General features: G+C 69.0%; 24 protein-coding genes. 11 read left to right on the forward strand and 13 right to left on the reverse strand.

The features are described from left to right. Nucleotide 1: 1 nt before the first annotated feature. On the reverse strand, nt 2-1,291 hold the full coding sequence (locus LDL49_RS22365; RefSeq protein ID WP_225293078.1) for a substrate-binding domain-containing protein: 1,290 nt from the start codon (nt 1,289-1,291) through the stop codon (nt 2-4). Between the two features lie 53 nt (nt 1,292-1,344). Further along, on the reverse strand, nt 1,345-2,112 hold the full coding sequence (locus LDL49_RS22370) for a GntR family transcriptional regulator (protein WP_225293079.1): 768 nt from the start codon (nt 2,110-2,112) through the stop codon (nt 1,345-1,347). 120 nt (nt 2,113-2,232) lie between these two features. Here LDL49_RS22370 and LDL49_RS22375 point away from each other — a divergent pair, with 120 nt between their 5' ends. From LDL49_RS22375 to LDL49_RS22385, 3 genes are all read left to right on the forward strand, one after another. Beyond that, nucleotides 2,233-3,624 carry an FG-GAP-like repeat-containing protein gene (locus tag LDL49_RS22375; protein WP_225293080.1) on the forward strand — a complete coding sequence of 464 codons (1,392 nt, stop codon included), beginning with the start codon at nt 2,233-2,235 and terminating at the stop codon, nt 3,622-3,624. Between the two features lie 115 nt (nt 3,625-3,739). Continuing rightward, complete coding sequence (locus LDL49_RS22380; RefSeq protein WP_225293081.1) at nt 3,740-4,903, forward strand: pyridoxal phosphate-dependent aminotransferase; 1,164 nt, start codon at nt 3,740-3,742, stop codon at nt 4,901-4,903. A 110-nt stretch (nt 4,904-5,013) separates the two neighbouring features. Beyond that, on the forward strand, nt 5,014-5,607 hold the full coding sequence (locus LDL49_RS22385) for a DUF305 domain-containing protein (RefSeq protein ID WP_225293378.1): 594 nt from the start codon (nt 5,014-5,016) through the stop codon (nt 5,605-5,607). Nucleotides 5,608-5,623: 16 nt separating this feature from the next. Here the strand turns inward: LDL49_RS22385 and LDL49_RS22390 are convergent, their stop codons facing one another. Then, complete coding sequence (locus tag LDL49_RS22390; RefSeq protein ID WP_225293082.1) at nt 5,624-5,938, reverse strand: cupin domain-containing protein; 315 nt, start codon at nt 5,936-5,938, stop codon at nt 5,624-5,626. A 71-nt stretch (nt 5,939-6,009) separates the two neighbouring features. Between LDL49_RS22390 and LDL49_RS22395 the strand changes: the two genes are divergently transcribed. Further along, nucleotides 6,010-7,002: a GlxA family transcriptional regulator gene (locus LDL49_RS22395; protein ID WP_225293083.1), complete on the forward strand. Its 993-nt coding sequence runs from the start codon at nt 6,010-6,012 to the stop codon at nt 7,000-7,002. Nucleotides 7,003-7,036: 34 nt separating this feature from the next. Here LDL49_RS22395 and LDL49_RS22400 read toward each other — a convergent pair whose 3' ends face one another. Continuing rightward, nucleotides 7,037-7,924 (reverse strand): AfsR/SARP family transcriptional regulator, encoded by an 888-nt coding sequence (locus LDL49_RS22400; protein WP_225293084.1) that lies wholly within the window; start codon nt 7,922-7,924, stop codon nt 7,037-7,039. Between the two features lie 139 nt (nt 7,925-8,063). Between LDL49_RS22400 and LDL49_RS22405 the strand changes: the two genes are divergently transcribed. Beyond that, nucleotides 8,064-8,966 carry a hypothetical protein gene (locus tag LDL49_RS22405; RefSeq protein WP_225293085.1) on the forward strand — a complete coding sequence of 301 codons (903 nt, stop codon included), beginning with the start codon at nt 8,064-8,066 and terminating at the stop codon, nt 8,964-8,966. Between the two features lie 87 nt (nt 8,967-9,053). Here LDL49_RS22405 and LDL49_RS22410 read toward each other — a convergent pair whose 3' ends face one another. Continuing rightward, nucleotides 9,054-9,356 carry an ArsR/SmtB family transcription factor gene (locus LDL49_RS22410; RefSeq protein ID WP_225293086.1) on the reverse strand — a complete coding sequence of 101 codons (303 nt, stop codon included), beginning with the start codon at nt 9,354-9,356 and terminating at the stop codon, nt 9,054-9,056. 46 nt (nt 9,357-9,402) lie between these two features. After that, nucleotides 9,403-10,902 carry an acyl-CoA synthetase gene (locus LDL49_RS22415; protein ID WP_225293087.1) on the reverse strand — a complete coding sequence of 500 codons (1,500 nt, stop codon included), beginning with the start codon at nt 10,900-10,902 and terminating at the stop codon, nt 9,403-9,405. 128 nt (nt 10,903-11,030) lie between these two features. Here LDL49_RS22415 and LDL49_RS22420 point away from each other — a divergent pair, with 128 nt between their 5' ends. Continuing rightward, nucleotides 11,031-11,888, forward strand: coding sequence for a PaaX family transcriptional regulator (locus tag LDL49_RS22420; RefSeq protein ID WP_225293381.1), 858 nt, complete (start codon nt 11,031-11,033; stop codon nt 11,886-11,888). Nucleotides 11,889-11,934: 46 nt separating this feature from the next. On the opposite strand, the gene mmsB is transcribed toward LDL49_RS22420, so the two are convergent. From mmsB to LDL49_RS22440, 4 genes are all read right to left on the reverse strand, one after another. Next, nucleotides 11,935-13,197 (reverse strand): multiple monosaccharide ABC transporter permease, encoded by a 1,263-nt coding sequence (gene mmsB / locus LDL49_RS22425; protein WP_225293088.1) that lies wholly within the window; start codon nt 13,195-13,197, stop codon nt 11,935-11,937. Further along, nucleotides 13,194-14,732, reverse strand: a complete 1,539-nt coding sequence (gene mmsA / locus LDL49_RS22430) for a multiple monosaccharide ABC transporter ATP-binding protein (protein ID WP_225293089.1) — start codon at nt 14,730-14,732, stop codon at nt 13,194-13,196. The genes mmsB and mmsA overlap by 4 nt, the downstream gene beginning before the upstream one ends. Nucleotides 14,733-14,736: 4 nt before the next feature. Beyond that, on the reverse strand, nt 14,737-15,873 hold the full coding sequence (gene chvE / locus LDL49_RS22435) for a multiple monosaccharide ABC transporter substrate-binding protein (RefSeq protein ID WP_308016171.1): 1,137 nt from the start codon (nt 15,871-15,873) through the stop codon (nt 14,737-14,739). Nucleotides 15,874-15,993: 120 nt separating this feature from the next. After that, nucleotides 15,994-16,962 (reverse strand): helix-turn-helix transcriptional regulator, encoded by a 969-nt coding sequence (locus LDL49_RS22440; protein ID WP_225293090.1) that lies wholly within the window; start codon nt 16,960-16,962, stop codon nt 15,994-15,996. Nucleotides 16,963-17,044: 82 nt separating this feature from the next. Between LDL49_RS22440 and LDL49_RS22445 the strand changes: the two genes are divergently transcribed. Genes LDL49_RS22445 through LDL49_RS22455 form a run of 3 tightly spaced genes read left to right on the forward strand, consistent with a single transcriptional unit; the run spans nt 17,045 to nt 18,936 of the window. Next, complete coding sequence (locus LDL49_RS22445; RefSeq protein WP_225293091.1) at nt 17,045-17,515, forward strand: VOC family protein; 471 nt, start codon at nt 17,045-17,047, stop codon at nt 17,513-17,515. A gap of 48 nt (nt 17,516-17,563) precedes the next feature. Beyond that, the gene (locus LDL49_RS22450; RefSeq protein ID WP_225293092.1) at nt 17,564-18,157 is read left to right on the forward strand and encodes a YciI family protein; all 594 of its coding nucleotides are present in this window, start codon (nt 17,564-17,566) and stop codon (nt 18,155-18,157) included. Next, nucleotides 18,154-18,936 (forward strand): CPBP family intramembrane glutamic endopeptidase, encoded by a 783-nt coding sequence (locus tag LDL49_RS22455; RefSeq protein WP_225293093.1) that lies wholly within the window; start codon nt 18,154-18,156, stop codon nt 18,934-18,936. The genes LDL49_RS22450 and LDL49_RS22455 overlap by 4 nt, the downstream gene beginning before the upstream one ends. 1 nt (nt 18,937) lies before the next feature. On the opposite strand, the gene LDL49_RS22460 is transcribed toward LDL49_RS22455, so the two are convergent. The 3 genes from LDL49_RS22460 to LDL49_RS22470 are packed head-to-tail and all read right to left on the reverse strand — an operon-like array spanning nt 18,938 to nt 21,799. After that, on the reverse strand, nt 18,938-19,699 hold the full coding sequence (locus LDL49_RS22460; RefSeq protein ID WP_225293094.1) for an ATP-binding cassette domain-containing protein: 762 nt from the start codon (nt 19,697-19,699) through the stop codon (nt 18,938-18,940). After that, nucleotides 19,696-20,664, reverse strand: coding sequence for an ABC transporter permease (locus LDL49_RS22465; protein WP_225293095.1), 969 nt, complete (start codon nt 20,662-20,664; stop codon nt 19,696-19,698). The genes LDL49_RS22460 and LDL49_RS22465 overlap by 4 nt, the downstream gene beginning before the upstream one ends. Further along, nucleotides 20,657-21,799, reverse strand: a complete 1,143-nt coding sequence (locus LDL49_RS22470; protein WP_225293096.1) for a sugar ABC transporter substrate-binding protein — start codon at nt 21,797-21,799, stop codon at nt 20,657-20,659. The genes LDL49_RS22465 and LDL49_RS22470 overlap by 8 nt, the downstream gene beginning before the upstream one ends. Nucleotides 21,800-22,093: 294 nt before the next feature. Between LDL49_RS22470 and LDL49_RS22475 the strand changes: the two genes are divergently transcribed. Next, nucleotides 22,094-22,456: a YbaB/EbfC family nucleoid-associated protein gene (locus LDL49_RS22475; RefSeq protein WP_225293097.1), complete on the forward strand. Its 363-nt coding sequence runs from the start codon at nt 22,094-22,096 to the stop codon at nt 22,454-22,456. 14 nt (nt 22,457-22,470) lie between these two features. Continuing rightward, nucleotides 22,471-23,373, forward strand: a complete 903-nt coding sequence (locus LDL49_RS22480; RefSeq protein ID WP_225293098.1) for a WXG100-like domain-containing protein — start codon at nt 22,471-22,473, stop codon at nt 23,371-23,373.

Here is a 23,373-nt window from a genome sequence, read left to right on the forward strand (position 1 = left end):
GTCACAGCGTCATCCGCATCGCCTGGTCGAAGTCCGCGGCGGCCTGCTCGGGCGTCTTCTTGCCGAAGGCGACCGCGTCGGCGGCGTCGGTCAGCGCCTTGGCCATCTCGTTCCACACCGGCGTCTGCGGGCCGAAGTCGGCGTACGGGGCCGCGGCCGCCATGATGTCCAGCGCCTTCTGGTCGGCGCCCGGCAACTTCTCCCAGCCCTTGACCGGCGTGAGGATGCTGGCGTCCTTGAGCTGCTTGGCCGCGACGTCCTGGCGCTGGAGGTAGTCGACGAAGTGCCAGGCGGTGTACGGCAGCTTCGACTGCTTGGCCACCGCCCAGCCCCAGGTGTAGGCCGGGGCGACCGGCTTCCCCGCGTCCCAGCGCGGCATCGGGGCGATGTCGAAGACGTCGCCGAAGGTCAGCTTGGGGTTCAGCGAGGGGAACAGGTCCATCGCGAACAGCCCGGAGACCAGCATGGCCGCCTCGCCGGTGGCGAACAGCCCGAAGCCGGACAGCGGGTTCGACAGCTTCGCGTTGCCCAGGCTCCCGTAGTAGCGCAGCGCCTCGACCCCCGCGTCAGTGGCCAGCGTCGCCTTGCCGGCGTCGGGGCTGAGTATCGTGCCGCCCTTCCCCTTGACCAGGGCGAGCAGTTGCATCAGCGTCCACTGCGGATTGCCCAGGATCCACTGCAGGCCTACCTTCTTGCCGTCGGCCGAGGTCAGCCGCTTGCTGTACTCGGCGACCTCCTCCCAGGTCGTGGGCGGTTTATCCGGATCGAGGCCGGCTGCCGCGAACCTGTCCTTGCGGTAGTAGAGGTAGCAGATCTCGTAGTCGGTGGGGACGCCGTAGAGCCTGCCCTCGTACGACAGCGAGCTGATCGCGTGCTCGTCGTAGTCCTGGACCAGCGCCTTCTCGTCGGCCACACCCATGGCCTTGGGGATGATCGGCGCGAGCCGGCCCTTGCGCGCGTGACCCGGGATGGTCCAGCCGCCGATCCTGAACAGGTCGGGCGGCACGTCACCGGCGAAGGCGGTCAGCAGCTTGGCGTCGAGCTTGTCCACGGGCACGTAGAGCGGGGTGATGTCGACGCCGCCGAACTCCTGCATGTAGCTGCGCAGCAGCGGGGTGAACACCGCGTCGTACGCCTTGGTCTGGTGCAGCCAGACGGAGATCTTCCCGCGCGGCACCCCGTCGGCGGGCACCGTGGCCACCGGATCGGCGGAGCCGCAGGCGGCCAGCAGGCCGGACGCCGTGGTCAGCGCTGCTGTCTTGAGCAAGTTGCGCCGGGTCATCATGGACATGCTCAACCTCCGGAACGGCGATGCCGTCCAGGTAGATGACTGTTTGGGGGGTGTTACTGGCCCATCAGGGCGTTCTTGGCGTCGTTGAGCTCCACGGAGAACACGGCGAAGTCGCCGCGCGCGTGGCGGATGGTGTATTCGAGCGCGACACCGCTCTCGGTGCACGTGTTGCGGGCGGTCGCTAGCAGGGCCGCGGCCATGGGGACATGCAGCAGTTGGGCGAGGCGGTAGTCGGCGTTGACCGCGCCGATCGTCTCCCTGCCGCTGGCGGGGGCCAGTCCGTACTTCACCCGCAGCAGGTCGTAGAGCGAGCCGGTCAGGTCCTCGTCGAGGATGCCGGGCACCAGCTCGGCGGGCAGGTGGGCGCTCTCCAGCATGCAGGGCGCGCCTTCGAGCAGCCGCAGCCGCTCGACGAAGACGACCTCCTGCGTCTCCTGAACGCCGAGCGCCACCGCGACCTCGGCGCCGGCCGGCTGCAGATGGGCCTTGAGCACCTGCGTCGTCGGCCTGCGGCCGAGCCGCGCCATCGTCTCGGTGAAGCCGACGGGGCCCGCGCCCAGCTCGGGGGCCACGGCCAGCGGCGCGGTGTAGGTGCCGCTGCCCTGCCTGGCCACCAGCAGGCCCTCCTGCACCAGGTCGCCGATCGCCCGGCGGGCCGTGGCCCGGCTCACGCCCGCGTACGCCATGAGGTCCTTCTCGGCGGGGATGGGCGTGTCGGGCTCACAGTCGCGGATGGCCGCCCTCAGGCGCTCGCGCAGTTGGTAGTAGAGCGGCACCACGGCTGACGGGTCGAGGGCCAGCCGGCGTTCCCAGTCGGTCATACGCTCACGTCCTAAGTTGTACGGACGACCGTATCTTTTCCGTTCAACCCGGATGGTGTCAACCACTCGTTGTGTATCGTGCTGAGGTCGAGCGCCGGTGGAGGATCTGTGCGGGGCTTCATGAGTACGGTGATCTGCGCTTCCCTCGTGTGGGGAGGGGGCGATTCCCAGCCGGCCCCTACGGTCGACTTCACCGCCGCCAAGGTCGACTTCAACCGCGACGGCTTCGAGGACTACGCGGTCTCAGCCCCGGCGGGCACGGTCGGCCACACCCTCAAGGCCGGATATATCGCCATCTTGTACGGCGCGGCCGGTGGCGTCGATCCCGCCCGGCGCCGGATCCTGCACCTCGACAGCTCCAACGTGGCCAACGACCCCGTGGCCGGGGACGCGTTCGGGGCCCGCACGGCCGCCGGTGACTTCGACGCCGACGGCTACACCGACCTGGCGGTCGGCTCGTACAATCCCTTCGAGCTGGACCGGCGGTTCGTCACCCTGCTGTGGGGCGGCAAGGACGGGCTGGCGCTGGGCACCCCGCTGATCGACCCCCCGCGCACCGACGTCCCGCCGGACCTGGTCGACCGGACCGAGGGCAGGGAAATGGTCGCCGGCGACTTCGACGGCGACGGCAAGGACGACCTGGCCGCCACCAGCGAGCGGGGGCTGGTGAACGTCTTCCACGGCCCGTTCCCGCGTACCGGCCGCCCGGCCCGCAAGGTCGTCCTGGACGGGTCCTACGAGCATCCGACCAGGCTGGTCGCCGGCGACCTGACCGGCGACGGCAAGGACGACCTGGTCAGCACGCACGCCTGGGAGGAGACTGCCGAGCCGTCGCTGTTCTGGAAGGGCGGCCCGCAGGGGCTCGCCGGGCGGCCGCGCCGGCTGGACGCGGCCGCCACCGGCATTGTGGGCGACCTCGACGGCGACCACTACGGCGACCTGGTGATGCGCGTCATCCCCGGCGGCTTCGTCGACACCCTCAAGGCCGACGAAGGCACGATCAAGGTCCTGTACGGCTCGCCGGACGGCCCCGGCCGCCGCACCCGCACCATCACCCAGGACAGCCCCGGCGTGCCGGGGAGCGGCGCGCGAGGTGACCAGTTCGGCTTCGACCTGGCCGCCGGGGACGTGGACGGCGACGGGTACGCCGACATCGCCGCGGGCCTGCCCGGCAAGACCGGCGGCGGCGCCGTGCTGCTGCTCAGAGGCGGCAGGAGCGGCCCGACCGGGGCACGCCTGTTCACCCAGGCCAGTCCGGGCATCCCGGGAACCGCCGAGGACGGGGACCGGTTCGGCGCCTCCGTCAGCCTGCGCGACCTTAACGGCGACGGCCGCGCCGACCTCGGCGTGGGCGCCCCAGGAGAAGACGGCAAAGCTGTGAAGACCGGCGCGGCCTGGGTGCTGCCCGGTTCAACCAGCGGCCTGACCACCGACGGCGCCCGCTCGTTCGACCCGGCCGCCATCCAGGCGTCCGACACGGGCTCCCACCTGGGAATGTGGTCCGCAAAATAGAGCCGGCAGCGCGCTTCCTCGGCCAAGGCACGGGCCGAAAGATCAGTTTCGGCTGAACCGACTCCCAAAGCCCCGCGTACCTACTCACGTCCGGACACGTGCCCCAGGAGGTGTCGTGGAGCTCAGCCTTTTGCGAGCGCAGGCGCACAGCCCTTCGTACTTCTCACTGCTGCGCGGATCATCGGGACAGCTTGCCCCGGTGGACTTCTGCATTCCGTGTAACCCTTACTTCCCGACCCCGGAAATATTCGAGCATCTCGGGAGGAACCTGGAGACGATCCTCAAGTTCTATCCGAGCGACGCGGACACGATCACCGCGGAGCTCTGCTCCACGCTCGGGCTCCACCCCAAGACGGTCGCGATGGGAAACGGGTCCACCGAGCTGATCACCTGGATCGACCACCTGCTGGTGAAGGAGAGCCTGGCGGTGCCGATCCCCACCTTCGGCCGCTGGACCGACCAGCCGATGGAGACCGGGAAGCGGGTCGACATGTACCCGCTGATGGAGAGCCGCAACTTCGCCCTCGACGTCAATGACTTCGTGCGCTTCGTCCGCATGCGCGGCTCCCGCGTGGCGGTGATCTGCAACCCCAACAACCCCGACGGCGGGTACCTGCCCAAGCACGAGGTCCTGCGGCTGCTCGACCTGCTCATCGACCTGGACCTGGTGATCGTCGACGAGTCGTTCGGCGAGTTCGTGGACGCCGAGCCGTACCCGGGTGTGGCCGCGGAGGCCGCCGTCCGGCCCAACGTGATCGTGCTCCGCAGCCTGGGCAAGAACTTCGGGCTGCACGGCATCCGGTTCGGCTACATGGTCGCCAACCCGGCATTGGCCGGGAAGGTACGCGACGCGCTGCCCAAGTGGAACCTCAACTCGTTCGCCGAGGTCGTGGTCTTCATGATGAAGCAGTGCCGGCCCGAGTACCAGGAGAGCCTCAGGCGACTCGCCCAGGACAGGCGGGCGATGTACCACCAGCTCAGCGCGATGCCAGAGCTGTCCGTCTACGCCTCGCAGGGCAACTTCCTGCTGGTGAAGCTGCCCCCGGGGCACGACGGGGTGCCGCTGCGCGACCACCTGCTCTCCGAGCACGGCGTGTACGTCCGCGAGTGCGGCAACAAGCTGGGCACGACCAGCCAGTTCCTGCGCCTGGTGGTCCGGCCGCAGGAGGACGTACGGCGATTACTGGTCGGCATGACCCAGTATCTGTACTCCGGCAGCCTGCACGAGATACCCGTCACCGGCCTGCACCATCGAGCCGTGAACCCGTTGTCCGCCTGACTCACCGGCGGTCACCCCACATTCGTGGTGCCGCGCCCGTCCACCCGGGCGCGGCACTACGCCCTACCAGTAAGCCGACTGGACCGAGAAGGGATCATGTCGCGGTGCGCATGAAACGCAAGATCTCCTACACCGCCGCCACGGGCACACTCGCCCTGCTCACGGCGTGCGGCGGCAACGACATGAGCGGCCAGGACGGCAGGCCGGGCGGCGCGCTCGCCGCCGCCACGACGGCCGCGTCACCGTCGGTCGTGTTCAACGACGCCGACGTCATGTTCGCGCAGATGATGATCCCGCACCACGAGCAGGCGGTGGAGATGGCCGGCCTGGCGCTCTCGCGGGCGAGCGACATCGAGGTCACGGAGCTCGCCGAGAAGATCAAGGCCGCTCAGGAGCCGGAGATCCAGACCATGAAGGGCTGGCTGACGGCGTGGAACAAGCCCGAGATGTCCAGCCACGCGGGACATGAGATGCCGGGTCTCATCTCCGAGGAGGCCATGGGGCGGCTCAAGAAGGCCAAGGGCAAGGAGTTCGACAAGCTGTTCGCCCGGCACATGATCGTGCACCACAACGGCGCGATCGAGATGGTCCGCACCGAGGAGGCCGAGGGGGCCGACCCCAAGGTCAAGAAGGTGGCCACGCACATGGCGACCCACCAGCGGGACGAGATCGCCCAGCTCCAGACGATCGTCGACCGTCTCTGAAGCTGGGCCGGCCACCTCAGCCGATCAGGAGGTTGATGCCGAGCATGCGGGCCCCCGTCTCGGTCCGCGGCTGGTGACGGCTGCCCGCGGCGAACACCACGTAGCTTCCCGCCGCGTACCGCGTGTCGCCCTCGATCACCTCGCCGCTGAGCACGCAGTAACGCTCCTCCCCCTCGTGTACGTCCACCTCGGGCCACTGCGTGCCGGGAGCGAAGTCGATGAGCCAGCCCCGCGCCAGGCCGGTCGCGGTGAGCCGCCTCCTGACGATGCCGGGCGCCACCTCCAGCGGTTCCACGTCGTCGATGTGCAATGCCTGCCGGTCCGTTTCCATGCCGCCATCCTGGCGAGCACGACAGGCACCCACCCAGTGCCAGAAAAGACGTCATGGAGTACTTTTCTGCCATGTCGTCAGAGCATCGCGTCGTCGCGCTGGCCAGCCCGCCGCAGGCGACGTTCGAGCTGAGCTGCGCCGCCGAGGTGTTCGCCACCGTACGGCCGGGCCTGGCCCGCCCCTACGACTTCCGCGTCTGCGCCGAGACGCCGGGACCGGTGCCCACGATGGCCGGTTACTCGATCATGGTCACCGAGGGCCTGGCCGCGCTGGAGAGCGCCGACACGGTCGTCATCCCCGGCTGGCAGACCCGCACGGCCTCGGGGTCCGTACTCTCCGCGCTCCGCCAGGCGCACCGGCGCGGCGCGCGGATCGCCGCCATCTGCTCGGGCGCGTTCGTCCTGGCGCAGGCCGGGCTGCTCGACAGGCGGCGGGCCACCACCCACTGGCGGCTGGCGGCCGAGCTCGCGGAGCGCTTCCCCGCCGTCGCGGTCGATCCCGACGTGCTCTACGTGGACCACGGCGACGTCGCCACCAGCGCCGGCACCAGCGCGGGGATCGACCTGTGCCTGCACCTCGTACGGACCGACCACGGCGCCGCGTACGCCGCGAAGGTGGCCCGCCACATGGTCATGCCGCCGCACCGGGAGGGCGGGCAGCTCCAGTACGCCATCACGCCATCGCGTGACCGGGTGCCCGACTCGCTCGCGCCCCTGCTGGAGTGGGCGGCGGAGCGGCTCGGCGCGCCGCTGACCGTCGACGACCTGGCGGCCCGCGGCGGTGTGTCGACCCGGACGCTGGCCCGGATGTTCACCGCCCAGCTCGGCACCAGCCCCGGGCAGTGGGTGCTCGCCCAGCGGATCGCCGGGGCGCGGGCGCTCCTGGAGGAGACGGACCTGTCCGTGGACGCGATCGCCGCCCGGGTGGGCCTCTCCTCGGCCACGAACCTCCGCCGCCGCTTCCACGACGTCCTGCGCACCACCCCCGCCGCCTACCGGCGCGCCTTCCGTCTGCGCACGCGTACCGAGCCTGAGACCATTCCGCTGTCCGACCGGGGAGACTGAATCTGAGCCCCAGACCGGACGGGATCCGCTCGCGTCACGAAGGGTGCGGATGACCTATGCCGCGTCTACGGGGGCACCGGCGGATTTTCCGACCCCAGCCGTGCCCGAGATCACCAGGACGACCGGAGCAGTTGGCAGCCGTGGCGGGGCTTCGCGTCAGGTAGGCGGGCGACAGCGAAGAAGGCAAGTCCAGAACCGGATCCTGTCTCAGCACAGCGATCTCCAGCTCCCGCAGCGGCTGACTGGGATCGATGCCCAGCTCGTCCGCCAGGGTATGGCGCAGCCGTTGGTACACGGCCAGAGCCTCGCACTGCCGGCCGGCCCGGTACAGCGCGAGCATCAACTGCGCGTGAACCTGTTCGTGCAGCGGATACTGCCTGCTCAGGTCTGACAGCTCGGGGACGAGCTGGAGATGCTGTCCGAGAGCCATCCGGGCGTCGATGAGCGCGTGCCGTGCCTGCAACAGCAGTTGCTCCAGCCGCTGGGCCTGCTCGTCGAACCAGGCCAGCCCGGTCAGTTCCGCCAGCGGCGCCCCCCGCCACAACGCCACCGCGGCCTGCAGCCGGCTGGCCCGCGCATCCGCCGCGGCAGACTCCATGCCCTGCCGGATGAGGCGCTCGGCGGCCTGGACGTCGGTGGGCTCACTCTCGTCGAGGTCCAGCAGATAGCCGGGCCTGCGGGCCGTGATCGCCTCCCGGCGGTTCAGCACGCCCCGCAGGTACGAGACATGGGACTGCACCGTTGTGGCAGCCGAGGCCGGCGCAGCCGTACCCCAGACCGCATCGACCAGCCGGTCGACACTGACCACCGCACCAGGCCGCAGCGCCAGCGCGGCGAGCACGGCCGTGCGGCGAAGTCCCCGCACCGGTCGCGGAATGTCGTCGACCAGCACATCGACCGACCCCAGCAGCCTCACTCGCATTCCGATCCCCCTCTCCAACACCAACCCCGTCGGCCTTCACGCGCTATGTCTACGGCGTCATAGCGCATTCCAGCCTGGTTGAAGCTCCGTTACAGCCCGTGATGCCAACCTGACGGAGTTCCAAGCAGGAAGGATCAGCATGAGAGTGACATTCAACCCCGGTCCGGCTTCCGGCAAGACACGCATTATCCGGACATTTGCCGGGCTTTTTGCCTTGGTCATGGCCATGGTGGGGCTGGTCGCGACGCCGGCCACCGCCGCCACCTACACCGTCTGCAAGCTGGCCCCCGGTGGCACGTCCGTGTGGCGCTACAACGGCTTCGGCAGCAGCTGGACCCAGATCGGCGGCCCAGCTGGGACGCTGTACGGCGGAGGCGTCGGCCTGTTCGCCACATCACCCAACGGCAGCAGCATCCACCGCTACCTCTCGCCCTTCAACTGGCAACACATAGGCGGCCCCGGCGCTACGTGGGCGGTCACCAACCAAGCCATCTACGGCCTTTCACCCAACCGCAGCGCCGTCTACAGATGGACCGGCGTCGGCACCAACTGGACCCAGATCGGCGGCCCAGCCAACTGGCTTTATGGAGGAGGCTTCGGGGTATTCGCCACCTCACCCAACGGCAGCAGCATCCGAGCCTACCTCAACTCGCCCTTCAACTGGCAACACATAGGCGGCCCCGGCGCTACGTGGGCGGTCACCAACCAAGCCATCTACGGCCTTTCACCCAACCGCAGCGCCGTCTACAGATGGACCGGCGTCGGCACCAACTGGACCCAGATCGGCGGCCCAGCCAACTGGCTTTATGGAGGAGGCTTCGGGGTATTCGCCACCTCACCCAACGGCAGCAGCATCTGGGCCTACCTGAACTCGCCCTTCAACTGGCAACACATAGGTGGCCCCGGTTGGAGCTGGGCGGTCAGCGACAACGCCATCTACGGCCTGGCGCCCAACCGCAGCGCCGTCTACAGATGGACCGGCGTCGGCACCAACTGGACCCAGATCGGCGGTCCAGCCGACCAGATCGTCCCTTGCCCGTGACGGAGTGCCGCGTTGAGTCGGGCCGGGGTGATCGCTCACAACGTGTCTCCCCGGTCCGACCCATCAGCAGGCGATGCCCCCCGCGGGTTACCAATCGCCGCCCAGCGACTCCTTGGCCGCCGCGATGCGCCCCTCGTCCCGCTGGTAGAACACCCACTGTTTGATCTTCTTGCCACGCACCAGCCCCGCCGCGCTGAGCACCTTCAGATGCCCGCCGCAGGTCGGCTGGCTCACCCCGAGCTTTTCCGCGATGAACAGCGAGCAGACCCCGTCACTGACCAGGTCACCGTCACGCTGCGGCGGGAAGTGCCGCTCGGGCTCACGCAGCCATTCGAGGATCAGCAGCCGCTTGTCATTGGCCAGCGCTTTGACCAGGTCCACATCCACCACGAAGGCATTGTGGCAATTAGCTAACTGCCTGTCGAGAGCGCCATCGTCAGCCTGAGCGGTTGAGCGGGCGGCCCCGGAGCTCGGCCTTCTGGAGCTTGCCCGAGCCGGTCCGGGGCAGGTCGTCCACCAGGTCGAAGTAACGCGGGATCTTGTATCTGGCCAACCGCCCGTCGAGGAACTCCCGCAACTCCTCGCCCGTGACGGCCGCCCGGCAGACCACGAAGGCCCGCCCGACCTCGCCCCAGGCGGCGTCCGGCACCCCCACGATGGCGACCTCCGCCACGGCCGGGTGCTCGAAGAGCACGCCTTCGACCTCCGCCGGATAGACGTTCTCCCCGCCCGAGATGTACATGTCCTTGACCCGGTCCACGAGGTACAGGTGCCCCTCGCCGTCGAACGCGCCGATGTCCCCCGTACGGAGCCAGCCGCCCGCCACGAACGCCGCGCCGGTGGCCTCGGGGTTCCGCCAGTAGCCAGGGGTCACGTTCGGCCCCTGAACCAGCACCTCGCCCGGCTCGCCGATGGCCGCGCCGGTGAGGTCGGGCCGGACCACCCGCACATTGGTGAAGAACACGGGGACCCCGGCCGAGCCCACCTTGCGTACGCTCTGCCCGGCTTCCAGGAAGGTCGCGCCCGGCGCCGTCTCGGTGAGCCCGTAGCCCTGGCAGAACACCAGCCCCCGCTCCTGGTAGGTGCGGATGAGCGCGGCCGGGATCGGCGCTCCGCCCGACATCAGGTTGCGCAGCGACGACAGGTCGGCCGTGGCCCACCTCGGCGACCGGGCGAACGCGGCGAACATCGTGGTGACGCCGAACATCCAGGTGATGCCGTGCTTCTCGATGAGGTCGTAGCACCCGTCCACGTCCCAAGAGGGCATGATCACCGAACAGCCGCCCTTGGCGAACGTCGGCAGCAGCGTCTGGTTCAGCGCCGCGACGTGGAAGAGCGGCGCGCTGATCAGCGTCTTCTCGTCGCTCGCCACGTCGACGCCGATCAGCATGTTGAAGGTGTTCCACACCAGGTTGGCGTGGCTGAGCAGGGCGCCTTTGGGCCGCCCGGTGGTGCCGGAGGTATAGAGGATGAGCGCGAGGTCGTCCAGCCCGACGCGTACGTCGATCGGCGCGGCATCACCCTCGGCCAGCCGGCTCTCGTAGTCCGGCTCCAGCGGCACGAGCAGGGCGGTGGTGCCGGAGAGCGCCCGGACCACCTCGGCGCACTCGGGCGCGAAGATCAGGACGGCGGGGCCGCAGTCGTCCAGCATGTAGCCGATCTCGGGCGCGGTCAACCGGAAGTTCAGCGGCACGAAGATCCCGCCGAGCAGGTGCGTGGCGAACATGGTCTCCGCGAGAGCGATGTGGTTCGGGCCGAGGTAGGCGACCCGGTCTCCAGCTCCCACCCCGGCCTCGCGCAGGCGCGCGGCCAGCCTCGTCGTACGCGTGTGCACCTCGGCGTAGGTGACCGCCCGGCCTTCGAAGACGAACGCCGTACGGTCCGGCGTCATCTGGGCCCGGCGAGCCGGCCACCCTCCCAGTCCCGCGTTCTCCATGGGCGTACGGCCTCTCGCATCGATGAGTCCGGTCCATACGTGCCACCTACCCCGCAGACATGGGGCAGTTTCTCAACCTGAGTCAGAGTTTTGCCGACCGTGACGGATCCGTCTACCCTCTTGCTGTGATGCTCGGCGAAGGAGACGCGCTGACGGCCCGTCCGCAGTCCCTGATGTTCAGCTTTCTCGGCGTCTACGTGCTGGGGCGCGACACCGCCGTCTATTCGGGCAGCGTCATCGACGTCTTCGCCCGGCTCGGCGTCACCGAGGAGGCGGTGCGCTCGACGCTCACCCGCATGGTCAAGCGCAACCTGCTGGCCCGGCACCGTCAGGGGCGCAGGATGTACTTCGGGCTCACCGAGCACGCGGCGGAGGTGCTCGACGACGGGCGCCGCCGGGTCTGGGAGACCGGCGCGGTCAACCGCGACTGGGACGGCGCCTGGACCCTGGTGGGCTTCTCGATCCCCGACAGCCGGCGGAGCACCCGGCACGACCTCCGCTCCCAGCTCATCTGGGCCGGGTTCGGGCTGCTGCAGAGCGGGCTGTGGATCGCGCCGGGCGTCAAGGACGTCGCGGGCATCCTCGCCCCGCTCGAACTCGGCGATCACATCACCGTTCTGACGGCGCGGGCGTTCGAGCCGACCGAGACGGCCGACCTCGTGCGGAAGGCGTTCAGCACCGAGCGGATCGCCGCCCGCTACCGGGCCTTCCTCGACCGCTGGGACACACCGCGCCCGCTCCCCTCGGCGGCCGACGACCTGGCCCGGCAGCTTCTCCTGCACACCGACTGGCTGCAGCTGGTCCGCCAGGACCCGCACCTGCCGGCCGAACACCTGCCGGCCGACTGGCCCGCGATCCGGGCCGAGCAGGTGTTCCGCGCCCTGGCCCGCGACTACGCGCCGAGCGCCAGGGCGCTGGCCGACACCGTGCTGGACGAGCTGGCGATCACCGCCCGGCCCGATCTCACCTCAGCCGAGGTGGGCTGAACCGGTCAGCGGGTGGTGGCCCTCAGCCGAGGTGGGCTGAACCCGGTCAGCGGGTGGCGGCCGCCGCCCGGCGCTTGGTCCACACGTCGAAGGCGACCGCGGCCAGCAGGACGGCGCCCTTGACGAGCATGACCCGCTCACTCGGCGCGCCGACCAGCGACATGCCGTTGTTGATGACGCCCATGATCAGACCGCCGGTCACCGCGCCGACCACCTTGCCGACGCCGCCCTGTACGGCCGCGCCGCCGATGAAGGCCGCCGCGATCGCGTCCAGCTCGAAGGAGTTGCCCGCCGTGGGCCCGGCCTGGTTAAGCCGTCCGGCGAAGATGATCCCGGCGAGCGCGGACAGGACGCCCATGTTCACGAAGATCCAGAAGACGACGGACTTGACCTTGATGCCGGACAGCAGCGCCGCCTGCAGGTTGCCGCCGATGGCGTAGATCCGCCGGCCGAACACGGCGCGGCTGGTCAGCAGCGAGTAGCCCAGCACCAGCACCGCGAGCAGGATCAGCACCCAGGGCAGGTTCTTGAACCTGGCCAGCTGCACCACCACGGCGAGGATCACCGCGGCGGCCGCGGCGATGCGCAGCAGGAAGATCGGCAGCGGGTCCACGCTCTGGCGGTAACCCTGCCGCGCCTTCCGGCTGCGCCACTGGCTGGCGGCCATGCCGGCCACCGCCACCAGGCCGAGCAGCAGGCTGAACAGGTCGGCGCCGCCCAGCGGGCCGAGCCCGATGTTGCCGAGGTAGCCGTCGGTGAAGCCGTTCGACAGCGTACGGACGGCGTCAGGGAACGGGCCGATGCCCTGGTTGCCCAGCACGGTCAGCGTGAGCGCGCGGAACAGCAGCATGCCGGCCAGCGTCACGATGAACGCCGGGATGCCGTAGTAGGCGATCCAGAACCCCTGCCACGCGCCGATGAGCCCACCCGCGATCAGGGTGATGACCAGCGCCAGCGGCCACGGCACGCCGTAGTTGACCATCAGCACGGCGGCGATGGCACCGGTGACGGCCACGACGGAGCCCACCGACAGGTCGATGTGCCCGGCGATGATGATCAGGATCATCCCGATGGCCAGGATCAGGATGTAGGAGTTCTGGACGATGATGTTGGAGATGTTCTGCGGCTGGAGCAGCGCCCCCTTGGTGAGGAAGGCGAACAGCACGACGATCAGCGCGAACGCGACATAGATCCCGCTCTGCCGTACGTTGAACGACAGCCACGACGATCTGCCCGGTTCCCGCGGTGGAGGCGGCTCCTGCCCGGTGGGCGCCGCCCCCGCGGCGGTGGATGAGGTACTGCTGCTCATCGGATCTCGTCCTGTCCTTTCGTCATGTACTGCATGAGGCCCTCCTGCGTGGCCTCCTCGCGCGGGACCTCACCGGTGATCCGGCCGGCCGACAGCGCGTAGATCCGGTCGCACAGGCCCAGGAGTTCCGGCAGCTCCGATGAGATGACCAGAATGGCCTTGCCGTCGTCGGCGAGCCGATTGATGATCGAGTAGATCTCGTACTTGGCCCCGACGTCGATGCCCCGGGTCGGTTCGTCCAGGATGAGCACGTCAGCGTCCGTGAAGATCCACTTCGACAGGACGACCTTCTGCTGGTTGCCGCCGCTGAGCTTGCCGGTGACGCTCAGCACGCTGGGCGCCTTGATGTTCATGCTCTCGCGGAACCCCTCGGCGACCTTGTGCTCCTCATTGTCGTTGACCCAGCCACGGCGGGCCAGCTTCGGGAGCGCGGCTGCGGAGATGTTCCGCTTGATGTCCTCGATCAGGTTGAGGCCGTACCTCTTGCGGTCCTCGGTGGCGTACGCGATGCCGTGGCGGATCGCGTCCTGCACCGTCCGGATCTCTATCTGCCGGCCGTCCTTGTAGATGCGGCCGGAGATGTCGGTGCCGTAGGTGCGGCCGAAGACGCTCATGGCCAGCTCCGTACGGCCGGCCCCCATGAGCCCTGCCAGGCCGACGATCTCGCCCTTGCGCAGGGTGAGGCTGGCGTTGGAGACCACCACCCGGCCACGCTGGGCCGGGCTGTGGACCGTCCAGTCCTCGATGCGCAGCGCCTCCTCGCCGATGTTCGGCTCGTGCGGCGGGAAGCGGTTCTCCAGGGCGCGGCCGACCATGCCAGAGATGATGCGGCCCTCGGTGACCTGGTCGGTGACCATGTCGAGCCGCTCGATCGTCCGGCCGTCACGCAGGATGGTGATCGAGTCGGCGATGTCGATGACCTCGTTGAGCTTGTGCGAGATGATCACACTGGTGATGCCCTCGTCACGCAGGCCGCGCAGCAGGTCGAGCAGGTGCGCTGAGTCCTCGTCGTTGAGCGCCGCGGTCGGCTCGTCGAGGATGAGCAGGCGCACCCGCTTGGACAGCGCCTTGGCGATCTCCACGAGTTGCTGCTTGCCGACGCCGATGTCGGAGATGAGCGACACGGGGTTCTCCCGCAGCCCGACGCGGCTCAGCAGCTCACCCGCCTCGTGGTTCGTCCGGTTCCAGTCGATCAGGCCGCGAGTGGCCTGCTCGTTGCCGAGGAAGATGTTCTCGGCGATGGACAGTTGCGGGCACAGGGCCAGCTCCTGGTGGATGATGACGATCCCGCGGTGCTCGCTGTCACGGATGTCGGCGAACCGGCACGGATCTCCCTCGAAGAAGATCTCGCCCTCATAGGAGCCGTGCGGGTAGACGCCCGACAGCACCTTCATGAGCGTGGACTTGCCCGCGCCGTTCTCCCCGCAGATCGCGTGGATCTCGCCCCGCCGTACGGACAGGTTGACGTCTTGCAGCGCCTTGACTCCGGGGAAGGTCTTGGTGATCCCGCGCATCCGCAGGATGTCATCAGTCATGACGTCAGCCCAGCTGCGACTTGGTGTAGTAGCCGGTGTCGACGAGTTCCTTCTCGTAGTTGGTCTTGTCGACGATCAGCGGCTGAAGCAGGTACGACGGGACGACCTTGTTGCCGTTGTCGTAGTCCTTGGTGTTGTTGACCTCGGGCTTGCCGCCCTTGAGCACGGTGTCGGCGATCTTCACGGTCACGTCGGCCAGCTGCCGGGTGTCCTTGTAGATGGTGGAGTACTGCTCACCCGCGATGATCGACTTCACCGACGCCAGCTCGGCGTCCTGACCGGTCACGATCGGGTACGGCTGGCCGGCGGTGCCGTAGCCGTTGCTCTTGAGCGCCGACAGGATGCCGATCGACAGGCCGTCGTAGGGCGACAGGACGCCGTCGACCTTGGTGCCGCCGCTGTAGGTCTTGGTCAGCAGGTCTTCCATGCGCTTCTGCGCGGTGGCCGGGTCCCAGCGCAGGATGGCGACGGTCTTGAAGTCGGTCTGGCCGCTCTTGACGGTGAGCGTCTTCTTGTCGATGAACGGCTTGAGCACCGACATGGCGCCGTTGAAGAAGAACGTCGCGTTGTTGTCGTCGGGCGAACCGGCGAACAGCTCGACGTTGAACGGGCCCTTGGCGCTGCCCGGGGAGCCGTCGGCGTTGAGCAGCTTCAGCCCGACCAGCAGCGACGTGGCCTGCTGCACGCCGACCTTGAAGTTGTCGAAGGTCGCGTAGTAGTCGACGTTCGGGCTGTTACGGATCAGCCGGTCATAGGCGACGACCGGGATCTTCTTGTCGGCCGCCTCCTGGAGCTGCGTGGTGATGGCCGTGCCGTCGATCGAGGCGATGATCAGGAGCTTGGCGCCCTTGGTGATCTGGTTCTCGATCTGGTTGACCTGGGTGGGGATGTCGTTCTCGGCGTACTGCAGGTCGACCTTGTAGCCGAGCTTCTCCAGGCTGGTCTTGACGTTGTCGCCGTCGTGGATCCAGCGCTCGGACGACTTGGTCGGCATCGTCACGCCCACCAGGGCGCCGGCCGAGCCGGCCGACGCGCTCGCGGCGGTGTCCTTGTCGACCGTCTTCTCGGCCGAGCCGCACGCGGTCGCGACCGTGGCAAGCGCCAGGACGGAGACCACGGTCGCGAATCGTGGAAATCTCATGTTTCTCCTTGCGGAAATGGGGAGGTGCCCGTGCGTCACGGGAGACAGCCGATCCCGCGAGTGTTATCGCTAACATTTCCAGTGTCAAGCGCAGCCGATAACGTAGACGTAACACAACCTTCACAGTTGAAGTGGCCCTGGGCCTGCGGCGCGGGTCAATCGCGCGGCGATCGCGCGCAGATGCCCGGTGAGTTCGGCAGGTTCGTGGACCTCGAAGTCACAGGCCAGCAAGGTCAGCCGGAAGGCCAGCCACTCCAGGGTGTCGGCGTGGCAACGCAGCCGGCAGGTCCGCTCACCGATCGGGGTGAGCTCCCCCACGCCGGCGCCGAGGCGCCGGGCCACGTCCGCCGCAGGGGCGTGCACGGTGACGACCGCCTCGTAGGTGGGGACCAGCGAGTAGAGCCGGTCGGCGACGTAGGCCGCCGCGTCCGTGGCGGGAAGGTCACGCGGCGTGACGCGCGCGCCGGTCGCCATCAGGCGGGAGATCCGATCAATGCGGAAGATGCGCCAGTCGTCCCGGTCGTTGTCGTAGCCCAGGAGATACCAGCGGCGACCGGCGGGGACGAGCCGGTACGGGTCGACCAGCCGCGAACTGTCGGCCCCGTCGGCGGACGGGTAGCCGAACCGCACCCGCTCGCGATTGGCGATCGCCGCGGCCAGCGTGGTCAGCTGCTCCGGGTCGAGGTCGGGGCCGTCCGCGGCCGGCAGCGGGACGGTCGCGGCGGTCAGCGAGCTCACCCGATGTCTCAGGCGGGCGGGCAGCACCTGTCCCAGCTTGGCCAAGGCTCGCACCGACGCCTCCGCGATGCCCCGCACCGGGTTCCTGGCGGCCGTGGCCAGCCCGACCGCGATGGCCACGGCCTCGTCGTCGTCCAGCAGCAGCGGCGGCATGGCCGTACCGGCGGCCAGGCGATAGCCCCCGTCGGCGCCCATCGTGGCGTCCACCGGGTAGCCGAGGTCGCGTAGCCGGTCGATGTCGCGACGGATCGTGCGGCGGCTGACGCCGAGCCGCTCGGCCAGCTCACCGCCCGGCCATTCGCGCGGGATCTGCAGGAGCGACAGCAGGTCGAGCAGCCGTGAGGACGTCATGGATCCAGCATGCCCGCATGTGGGACAGGAACTGACCTACATGCCCTCTAGCGTGGAACCACCCGCTTGCGAAGGAGAGATCATGGCCGTTCCCGAGGGCTACACCACCGTGACGCCGTTCGTCGCCTGCCGCGACACCGCCCGATTCATCGCCTACGTCAAGGAGGCGTTCGCCGCCGAGGAACTCGGCCGGGTGACCGACGAGGAGGGCCGCATCGGTCACGCGGAGGTCCGGATCGGCGACGCGGTGGTGATGATGTTCGACGCGGTGCCGGACTGGCCGCCGACGCCCGCGTTCCTGCGCCTGTACGTGGACGACGCCGACGCCGTACACCGGCAGGCCGTCGCGGCCGGAGGCACCTCGGTGACCGAGGTCACCCACCTGTACTGGGGCGACAAGGTGGGGCGGGTGCGCGACCCGCTCGGCAACCTGTGGTGGATCCAGACCCGGGTCGAAGAGGTCGGGCCGGAAGAGCTCGAGGCGCGTCTCAGCGACCCGGTGTTCGTCAAGGCGATGGAGTATGTCCAGAGCGCCGACTTCTTCCCACGCTGACCACGCAGATCGGAATCCGGCTCGGTCAGGGTGGTACAAACTGTGGGCATGGAGTTCTTCTGCTATCACCGCGATCGGCCCGGCTCGATGGCGCTGCGCGACGAACTGCTGGAGGAGCACTGGTCCTACATGGACGGGTACGCGAAGGAGATGATCGCCCGCGGCCCGACCTTCCTCGCCGACGAGGACGAGACGCCCACCGGCAGCGTGCACATCCTCGACCTGCCGGATTCCGCCGCCGCCCGCGCGTTCGCCTTCGACGAGCCCAACTACCAGGCCGGCGTCTACCGTGACGTGCTGCTGCGACGGTGGCGCAACCTGCTCGGGCGCACCATGTGGGACTTCCCCGGCGGCCGGACCGGTGGCGGCAAATACCTGGTGCTCGGCCTCGGCTCGGGGCAGGCCGCCGATCTCGCCGTGCCGGCCGACCGGGACGAGCTGATCGCGTACGGGCCGCTGCTGGCCGACGACGGCACCACCTGGCTGGGCACGGCGGCGCTGCTCCGGGCGCCGGACCAGGACGCGGCACGCGCCATCCTGACGCCGGACCGGTACGCCGACATCGAGGTCCACGACTATGACTTCGGCGGGCGGCCGGACAGCTGGCCGACGCTTCCTCAACCTCCCGCATCGCGGCCATGACCGCGCAGTCCCCCGCCACACCACTGCCGACCCTCGGGCCGAGGCTGATCAAGGCCGAGATCCTCGTGGTGTTCTCCGTCTCGCTGGGGGCCAGCGCCCTCCTCGCGCTCGTCCGGCTGATCGGCGCGCTCACGGCGCCTGAGCAGCTGAAGGGCCAGCAGGCCGTGCTCGTCCGGTCGCTGGCTCCGGGGCGGCCCTGGCTGGACCTGACGTTGCAGCTCGTCGACATCGCGATCAGCGTGGCCCCGGTCGCGCTCGTCGCCTACCTGCTGGTCCGCTCCGGCGAGTCGATGCGGACCATCGGCGTCGATCTCCGCGAGCCGCGCCGCGACCTGGTGCGCGGCGCCCTGCTCGCGGCCGCGATCGGCGGCACCGGGCTGGCCTTCTACCTGGTCGTGTACGCCATCGGGATCAACCTCTCGGTGGTCGCCGGGCAACTGCCCGACGTGTGGTGGCGGATCCCGGTCCTGCTGCTGGCCGCCGCGCAGAACGGCGTGCTCGAAGAGGTGCTCGTCAGCGGCTACCTGCTGCACCGGCTGGAGCAGGCGGGATGGGCGCCCTGGCGCTCCGTCGTGGTGGCGGCGCTGCTGCGCGGCTCGTACCACCTCTATCAGGGGTTCGGTGGTTTCGTCGGCAACGTGGTGATGGGGCTGGTGTTCGGCCGCCTGTACCAGCGCTGGGGCCGGGCCATGCCGCTCGTCGTCGCGCACACGCTCATCGACGCCGTCGCCTTCGCCGGGTACGCCGCCCTGCACGGCAAGGTGAGCTGGCTCCCCTGATCTATTCCCCCGCTCCTCTCGTGCGGGCCCGGCGGTACTCCGCCACGACCAGGTCCGTGAGCTCCTGGAGCGAGGTCCGCGCCGTCGGCTTGTCGAAGGTGATCGTGCCGTGCTGGAGGAGGTTGACCCGGTCGCAGACCTCCAGGATCTGGGCGTAGTTGTGCGCGATGATCACGATGGACACCTCGCCGCGCGCCTTGAGGTCGCTGACCAGGTCGAGGATCAGCGCGCCCTCCTTGGCGCCCATGGCGGCCAGCGGCTCGTCGAGCAGCAGGATCCTCGATCGCGAGTACACCGAGCGGGCCACGGCGATCGCCTGCCGCTGCCCGCCGGAGAGCTTGGCCACCTCGACGTCGACCGAGGGGATGCGGACCCCCATCGCCTCCAGGTGCTCGGTGGCCAGCCGGCGCATGCGCCGGTTGCTCAGCAGCCGCCCGAAGCCGACGTGCTCGCGGCCCAGGAACATGTTGTGATAGACGCTGAGCTCGTTGATCAGGGCGAGGTCCTGGTAGACGATGTCGATGCCCAGCGATCGCGCCTGCCGTACGGACTTCAGCACGATCTCCTCGCCGTCGAGCAAGATACGGCCCGAGTCGGGCTGGTGAAACCCGCACAGGAGCTTGACCAGCGTGGACTTGCCCGCGCCGTTGTCGCCGATGAGCCCCAGCACCTCTCCCTGCTCCAGGGTCAGGCTGACCTCCTGTAGCGCGGTGACCGCCCCGAACCGCTTGGACAGGGACTCGGTACGGAGGATCGCGGTCATGTCCGTCCCGCCCTTCGCAACCGGGTCAGGGAGACGTTCGCGATCATTGACAGCAGGATCGCGGCGCCCAGGATGAGGAAGTAGGGGTTGGCGGAGATGCCGATGAGGTTCATCCCGTTCTGGAGCTCGGCCAGCACCAGCGCCCCGAGCGCGCAGCCGATGATGGTCCCGGACCCGCCCGCGAGCGCCGTGCCGCCGATCACCGCCGCCGAGACCGCAGTGAACATCAGCCCGGTGCCGCCGCCGATGTTCGGGTCGATGGTGTGGATGCGGAACGCCTCGATCAGCCCGGCGAACGCTCCCAACGTCCCGCCGATCATGAAATTTCCTATCTTGATGCGGCCGGTGCGCACGCCCGCCTCCGAGGCGCCCAGCAGGTTGCCGCCGACCGCGATCGTGTGCAGCCCCCACCGGGTCCTGGTCAGCAGGATGTGCAGCACGGTCACGATGACCAGGGCCCAGCCGAGGTGCGCCCAGTTCGCCGCGCCGAGCCACTGCCCGATCGTCCCGTCCACGGCGGCGGGGATCTCGGCCGGATAGGCGTGAGAGGTGGTGAGGACCACTCCGGTCACCACGTAGAAGGTCCCCAGCGTGGTCACGAACGACGGCACCCGCAGCACGACGGTGACGAACCCGTTCCCTAACCCGATCGCGGTGCCCGTCAGCAGCGCCAGCAGGATCGCCGGGATCGCGGGCATCCCCCAGAAGTCGATGGCGTAGTGCATCATGAACGGCGCCAGCGCCGCCACCACACCCACCGACAGGTCGATCTCGCCGCTGACCAGCAGCAGGACCGTGCCGCACGCGACGATCGCGGCGGGCGCGGTGGCCTGGGAGATGTTGACCAGGTTGTCGTAGGAGACGAAGACGTCCGTCACCGACACGAAGTACAGTCCCAGGCCGATCGCGACCACCAGGACGCTGGCCTCCCGGTGCCGCAGGAACTCCTCGCGGATCCTACGCATGAGGGATGGGACCGGAGCGTGGCACGAGCTTCTGCGCGGTGTCGGAGCCCTCGAAGCGGGACTTGGTGACCTGGTAGGGGTCGACGTTGCCCTTCGTCACGAAGAGCAGGCCGGTATTGGTCTCGGAGGGGGAGAGCAGCCCGCCGGACAGCTTGTAGAGGTACAGGTAGAGCACGGGCAGGAAGCCCTGGAGATAGGGCTGCTGGTCGATGGTGTAGTCGAGGTCCCCGTTCTTGATCGCCGTCAGGGTCTCGGGTACGAGGTCGAAGCCGCCGGCGACCTTGAGCCCCTTGCTCCGCATGCCGTACTTCTTGACCGTCTGCCCGATCGACTGGGTGGATCCCGCGTCGACGGCGAGCATCCCGGCCAGGTTCGCGTGGCCCTGGGCGTACGCGTCGATGATCGACAGGCCCTTGGTGGTGTCGGCGTTCGTACCGACCGGGGTGAACTTGACGGGCTTCCCGGAGTCCTTGATCGCCTGCTGGGCGCCGTCGATCCGCGGCTGGATGTTGAGCGCGCCGGGGGTGGCGATGAATCCGACGATCTCCCCGGAGTCCACCTGCTGGATGGCCCGCTGGCCGAGGGCGTACCCGGACTCGTAGAGTCCCTGGCCGATGTAGGCCAGCCGCGCGCTGCCCTTGTCGTCACGGGCGCCGTCGGCGTTGTACGACACCACGGGGATCCCCGCGTCCAGCGCCTTGGCGACCGGCTGGCGGAACGCGGTCTTGTCCACCACCGCCACCGCGAGCCCGTCGGCCTTGGCCGAGATGGCGGTGTTGCAGGCGTTGACCATCTCGGCCACGATCGAGTCCTTCGAGCCGGTCCACTGGAAGTCGGTGCCGAGCAGCGCGCACGCGTCCTGCGCCCCGTACTGGGTGGGGGTGAAGAACGGGTTCGTGGTGACGTGGCAGACCAGCACGAACTTCCACCTGGGCGTGGCGGGAAAGTCTCCGTGAGCGCCCGAGCCACCGGACGCGGCGGGTTCGCCCTGGCCGGAGGTGCACGCCGCCAGCAGCGCCGACGCCGCGGCCGAGGCGCTGACCAGACCCGCGCCGGAGAGCAGCCGCCGCCGGGCGACCGAGGTGAGACTGAGGGTTTCGACTGCCTCTTCGACCTTGGGATGGATCTTTTCCATGTGCTCGACCTCTAGTTCCTGACGGATGGGTCCAGGGGTGGTCGCTTCCCCCCGTCAGCACGCCCAATGAAAAACCTAAGAGGATTTCGAAGGGTGTCAATGGGCCATCCTGGGCTGCTCTGCCGAGAGCGTTGGCAAATCCCCTATTTTCCGACCACTAAACTACCCTTTACAAGGGATACGATCTATGTGACACGCGGGGCCGGTGTGGTAAGACGTGCCCTGTGGGGACTTACCCATGTCATGCCTTGCCGGCGGCCCAGGGGTCGACGGCACCGACCTCCGGGAGACCCGATGACATCGCCCGCAGACGCGCTCCGGGGAAGCGGAGATCCGGAGATAGAGAGACTGCTCGAACAGTTCAACGCGGACGTCGCGCAGGTGGAGCAGCTCAGGGACCGGATCAGCGAGGTGCGCGGCCGGGGCGAGGCGGCGGACGGGCGGGTGGTCGCCGAGACCGCGCCGACCGGAGCGCTCGTGGGCCTCACGATCGATTCGCGCGCCATGCGGCTGGGCTCCGACGAGCTGGCCGCCGCCATCCTCGAAGCGGCCGGGGCCGCGGCGCGGAACGCGGAGGAGGAGATGACGGATCTGGTAGACCCGTTCATCGCGGACACCGTCCTGGGGTCGGCCCGCCGCCCCCGGGACAGCCGGTAGCCGGCTGATCTCCCATGGCCATCAGCCCCGCACGTGGTGCGATCTATGGTGTCGGCTCGGTCGGCATCGCCGCCTTCGTGTTCAAGATGCTCGCGGTCGACTACCCCGAGGGCGATCCGGCGAAGGCCCGGCAGGCCGCCGCCGTCTGGGCGCGGCTGGCGGAGCGGCTCGAGCAGAGCCAGAACCGGACCTACCCGTTCGCCGAGGCCGTGTGGAAACGCAACGGCGGCGACGGGATCGAGGCCTACAAGAAGGCCGTGACCGCCGGGCTCTATCCGAACCCTCCCGCGCTGGGCTACGCCGACAAGCTCGCCCAGCGCTGCCGGCAGAGCAGCGAGGCGTGCCTGGAGTACGCGGAGGTCATCGAGAAGGCGCAGCACGCGTACTGGTCCCTCGCCCTGGCCAACCTCGCCAGTTTCATGTTCATCACCACCTTCCCCTGGCAGGCCGGGACCGCCTACAAGATCACCGAAATCCTCATGAACCGCGCCAAGGCGGGCCTGCTGGCGAAACTGCTCGAACACAACATCGCCCGGATCGTGCTGAGCAAGCTCACCGAGTACAGCATCGGCAGCGCCTTCTTCGCGGTCGGAGACGTGGGCGTGGTGGCCGGGGTCAACGCGCTGCGCGGCGAGGACACGGGCTCGTGGAGCGACAACGGGAAGCAGATGCTGAAGGAGTTCACCGCGTCGGTCGCGTTCTACGGCGCGTTCGACGCCGCCATGCCGGCGGCCAGGGCGATGAGCAAGAACGCCGACGTGCAGTACTTCATCAGCCGGATGGTCGGCGGATCCACCTACGGCCCCACGTACGACGCCCTGAACGGGGAGAGCGGCGGGGACCTCGTCCCCACCTGGAAACAGACGCTCGGCAGGGTGCTGCTCTATTTCACGATGGCCCACAAACCAGCGGGATGA

The sequence above is a fragment of the Nonomuraea aurantiaca genome (assembly GCF_020215705.1).
GTDB classification, from domain to species: Bacteria; Actinomycetota; Actinomycetes; order Streptosporangiales; family Streptosporangiaceae; genus Nonomuraea; species Nonomuraea aurantiaca.

Bases quoted from the DNA above. Each gene is read 5' to 3' on its own strand.
- LDL49_RS22465 (WP_225293095.1), bottom strand. From the start codon at position 20,664: ATGCGTAGGATCCGCGAGGAGTTCCTGCGGCACCGGGAGGCCAGCGTC.
- LDL49_RS22470 (WP_225293096.1), bottom strand. From the start codon at position 21,799: ATGGAAAAGATCCATCCCAAGGTCGAAGAGGCAGTCGAAACCCTCAGT.
- LDL49_RS22420 (WP_225293381.1), top strand. From the start codon at position 11,031: ATGCTCGGCGAAGGAGACGCGCTGACGGCCCGTCCGCAGTCCCTGATG.
- LDL49_RS22415 (WP_225293087.1), bottom strand. From the start codon at position 10,902: ATGGAGAACGCGGGACTGGGAGGGTGGCCGGCTCGCCGGGCCCAGATG.
- LDL49_RS22445 (WP_225293091.1), top strand. From the start codon at position 17,045: ATGGCCGTTCCCGAGGGCTACACCACCGTGACGCCGTTCGTCGCCTGC.
- LDL49_RS22450 (WP_225293092.1), top strand. From the start codon at position 17,564: ATGGAGTTCTTCTGCTATCACCGCGATCGGCCCGGCTCGATGGCGCTG.
- LDL49_RS22400 (WP_225293084.1), bottom strand. From the start codon at position 7,924: ATGCGAGTGAGGCTGCTGGGGTCGGTCGATGTGCTGGTCGACGACATT.
- LDL49_RS22440 (WP_225293090.1), bottom strand. From the start codon at position 16,962: ATGACGTCCTCACGGCTGCTCGACCTGCTGTCGCTCCTGCAGATCCCG.
- LDL49_RS22475 (WP_225293097.1), top strand. From the start codon at position 22,094: ATGACATCGCCCGCAGACGCGCTCCGGGGAAGCGGAGATCCGGAGATA.
- mmsA (WP_225293089.1), bottom strand. From the start codon at position 14,732: ATGACTGATGACATCCTGCGGATGCGCGGGATCACCAAGACCTTCCCC.
- LDL49_RS22455 (WP_225293093.1), top strand. From the start codon at position 18,154: ATGACCGCGCAGTCCCCCGCCACACCACTGCCGACCCTCGGGCCGAGG.
- LDL49_RS22405 (WP_225293085.1), top strand. From the start codon at position 8,064: ATGAGAGTGACATTCAACCCCGGTCCGGCTTCCGGCAAGACACGCATT.
- LDL49_RS22385 (WP_225293378.1), top strand. From the start codon at position 5,014: ATGAAACGCAAGATCTCCTACACCGCCGCCACGGGCACACTCGCCCTG.
- LDL49_RS22480 (WP_225293098.1), top strand. From the start codon at position 22,471: ATGGCCATCAGCCCCGCACGTGGTGCGATCTATGGTGTCGGCTCGGTC.
- LDL49_RS22365 (WP_225293078.1), bottom strand. From the start codon at position 1,291: ATGTCCATGATGACCCGGCGCAACTTGCTCAAGACAGCAGCGCTGACC.
- LDL49_RS22390 (WP_225293082.1), bottom strand. From the start codon at position 5,938: ATGGAAACGGACCGGCAGGCATTGCACATCGACGACGTGGAACCGCTG.
- LDL49_RS22395 (WP_225293083.1), top strand. From the start codon at position 6,010: ATGTCGTCAGAGCATCGCGTCGTCGCGCTGGCCAGCCCGCCGCAGGCG.
- chvE (WP_308016171.1), bottom strand. From the start codon at position 15,873: ATGAGATTTCCACGATTCGCGACCGTGGTCTCCGTCCTGGCGCTTGCC.
- LDL49_RS22370 (WP_225293079.1), bottom strand. From the start codon at position 2,112: ATGACCGACTGGGAACGCCGGCTGGCCCTCGACCCGTCAGCCGTGGTG.
- mmsB (WP_225293088.1), bottom strand. From the start codon at position 13,197: ATGAGCAGCAGTACCTCATCCACCGCCGCGGGGGCGGCGCCCACCGGG.
- LDL49_RS22460 (WP_225293094.1), bottom strand. From the start codon at position 19,699: ATGACCGCGATCCTCCGTACCGAGTCCCTGTCCAAGCGGTTCGGGGCG.
- LDL49_RS22375 (WP_225293080.1), top strand. From the start codon at position 2,233: ATGAGTACGGTGATCTGCGCTTCCCTCGTGTGGGGAGGGGGCGATTCC.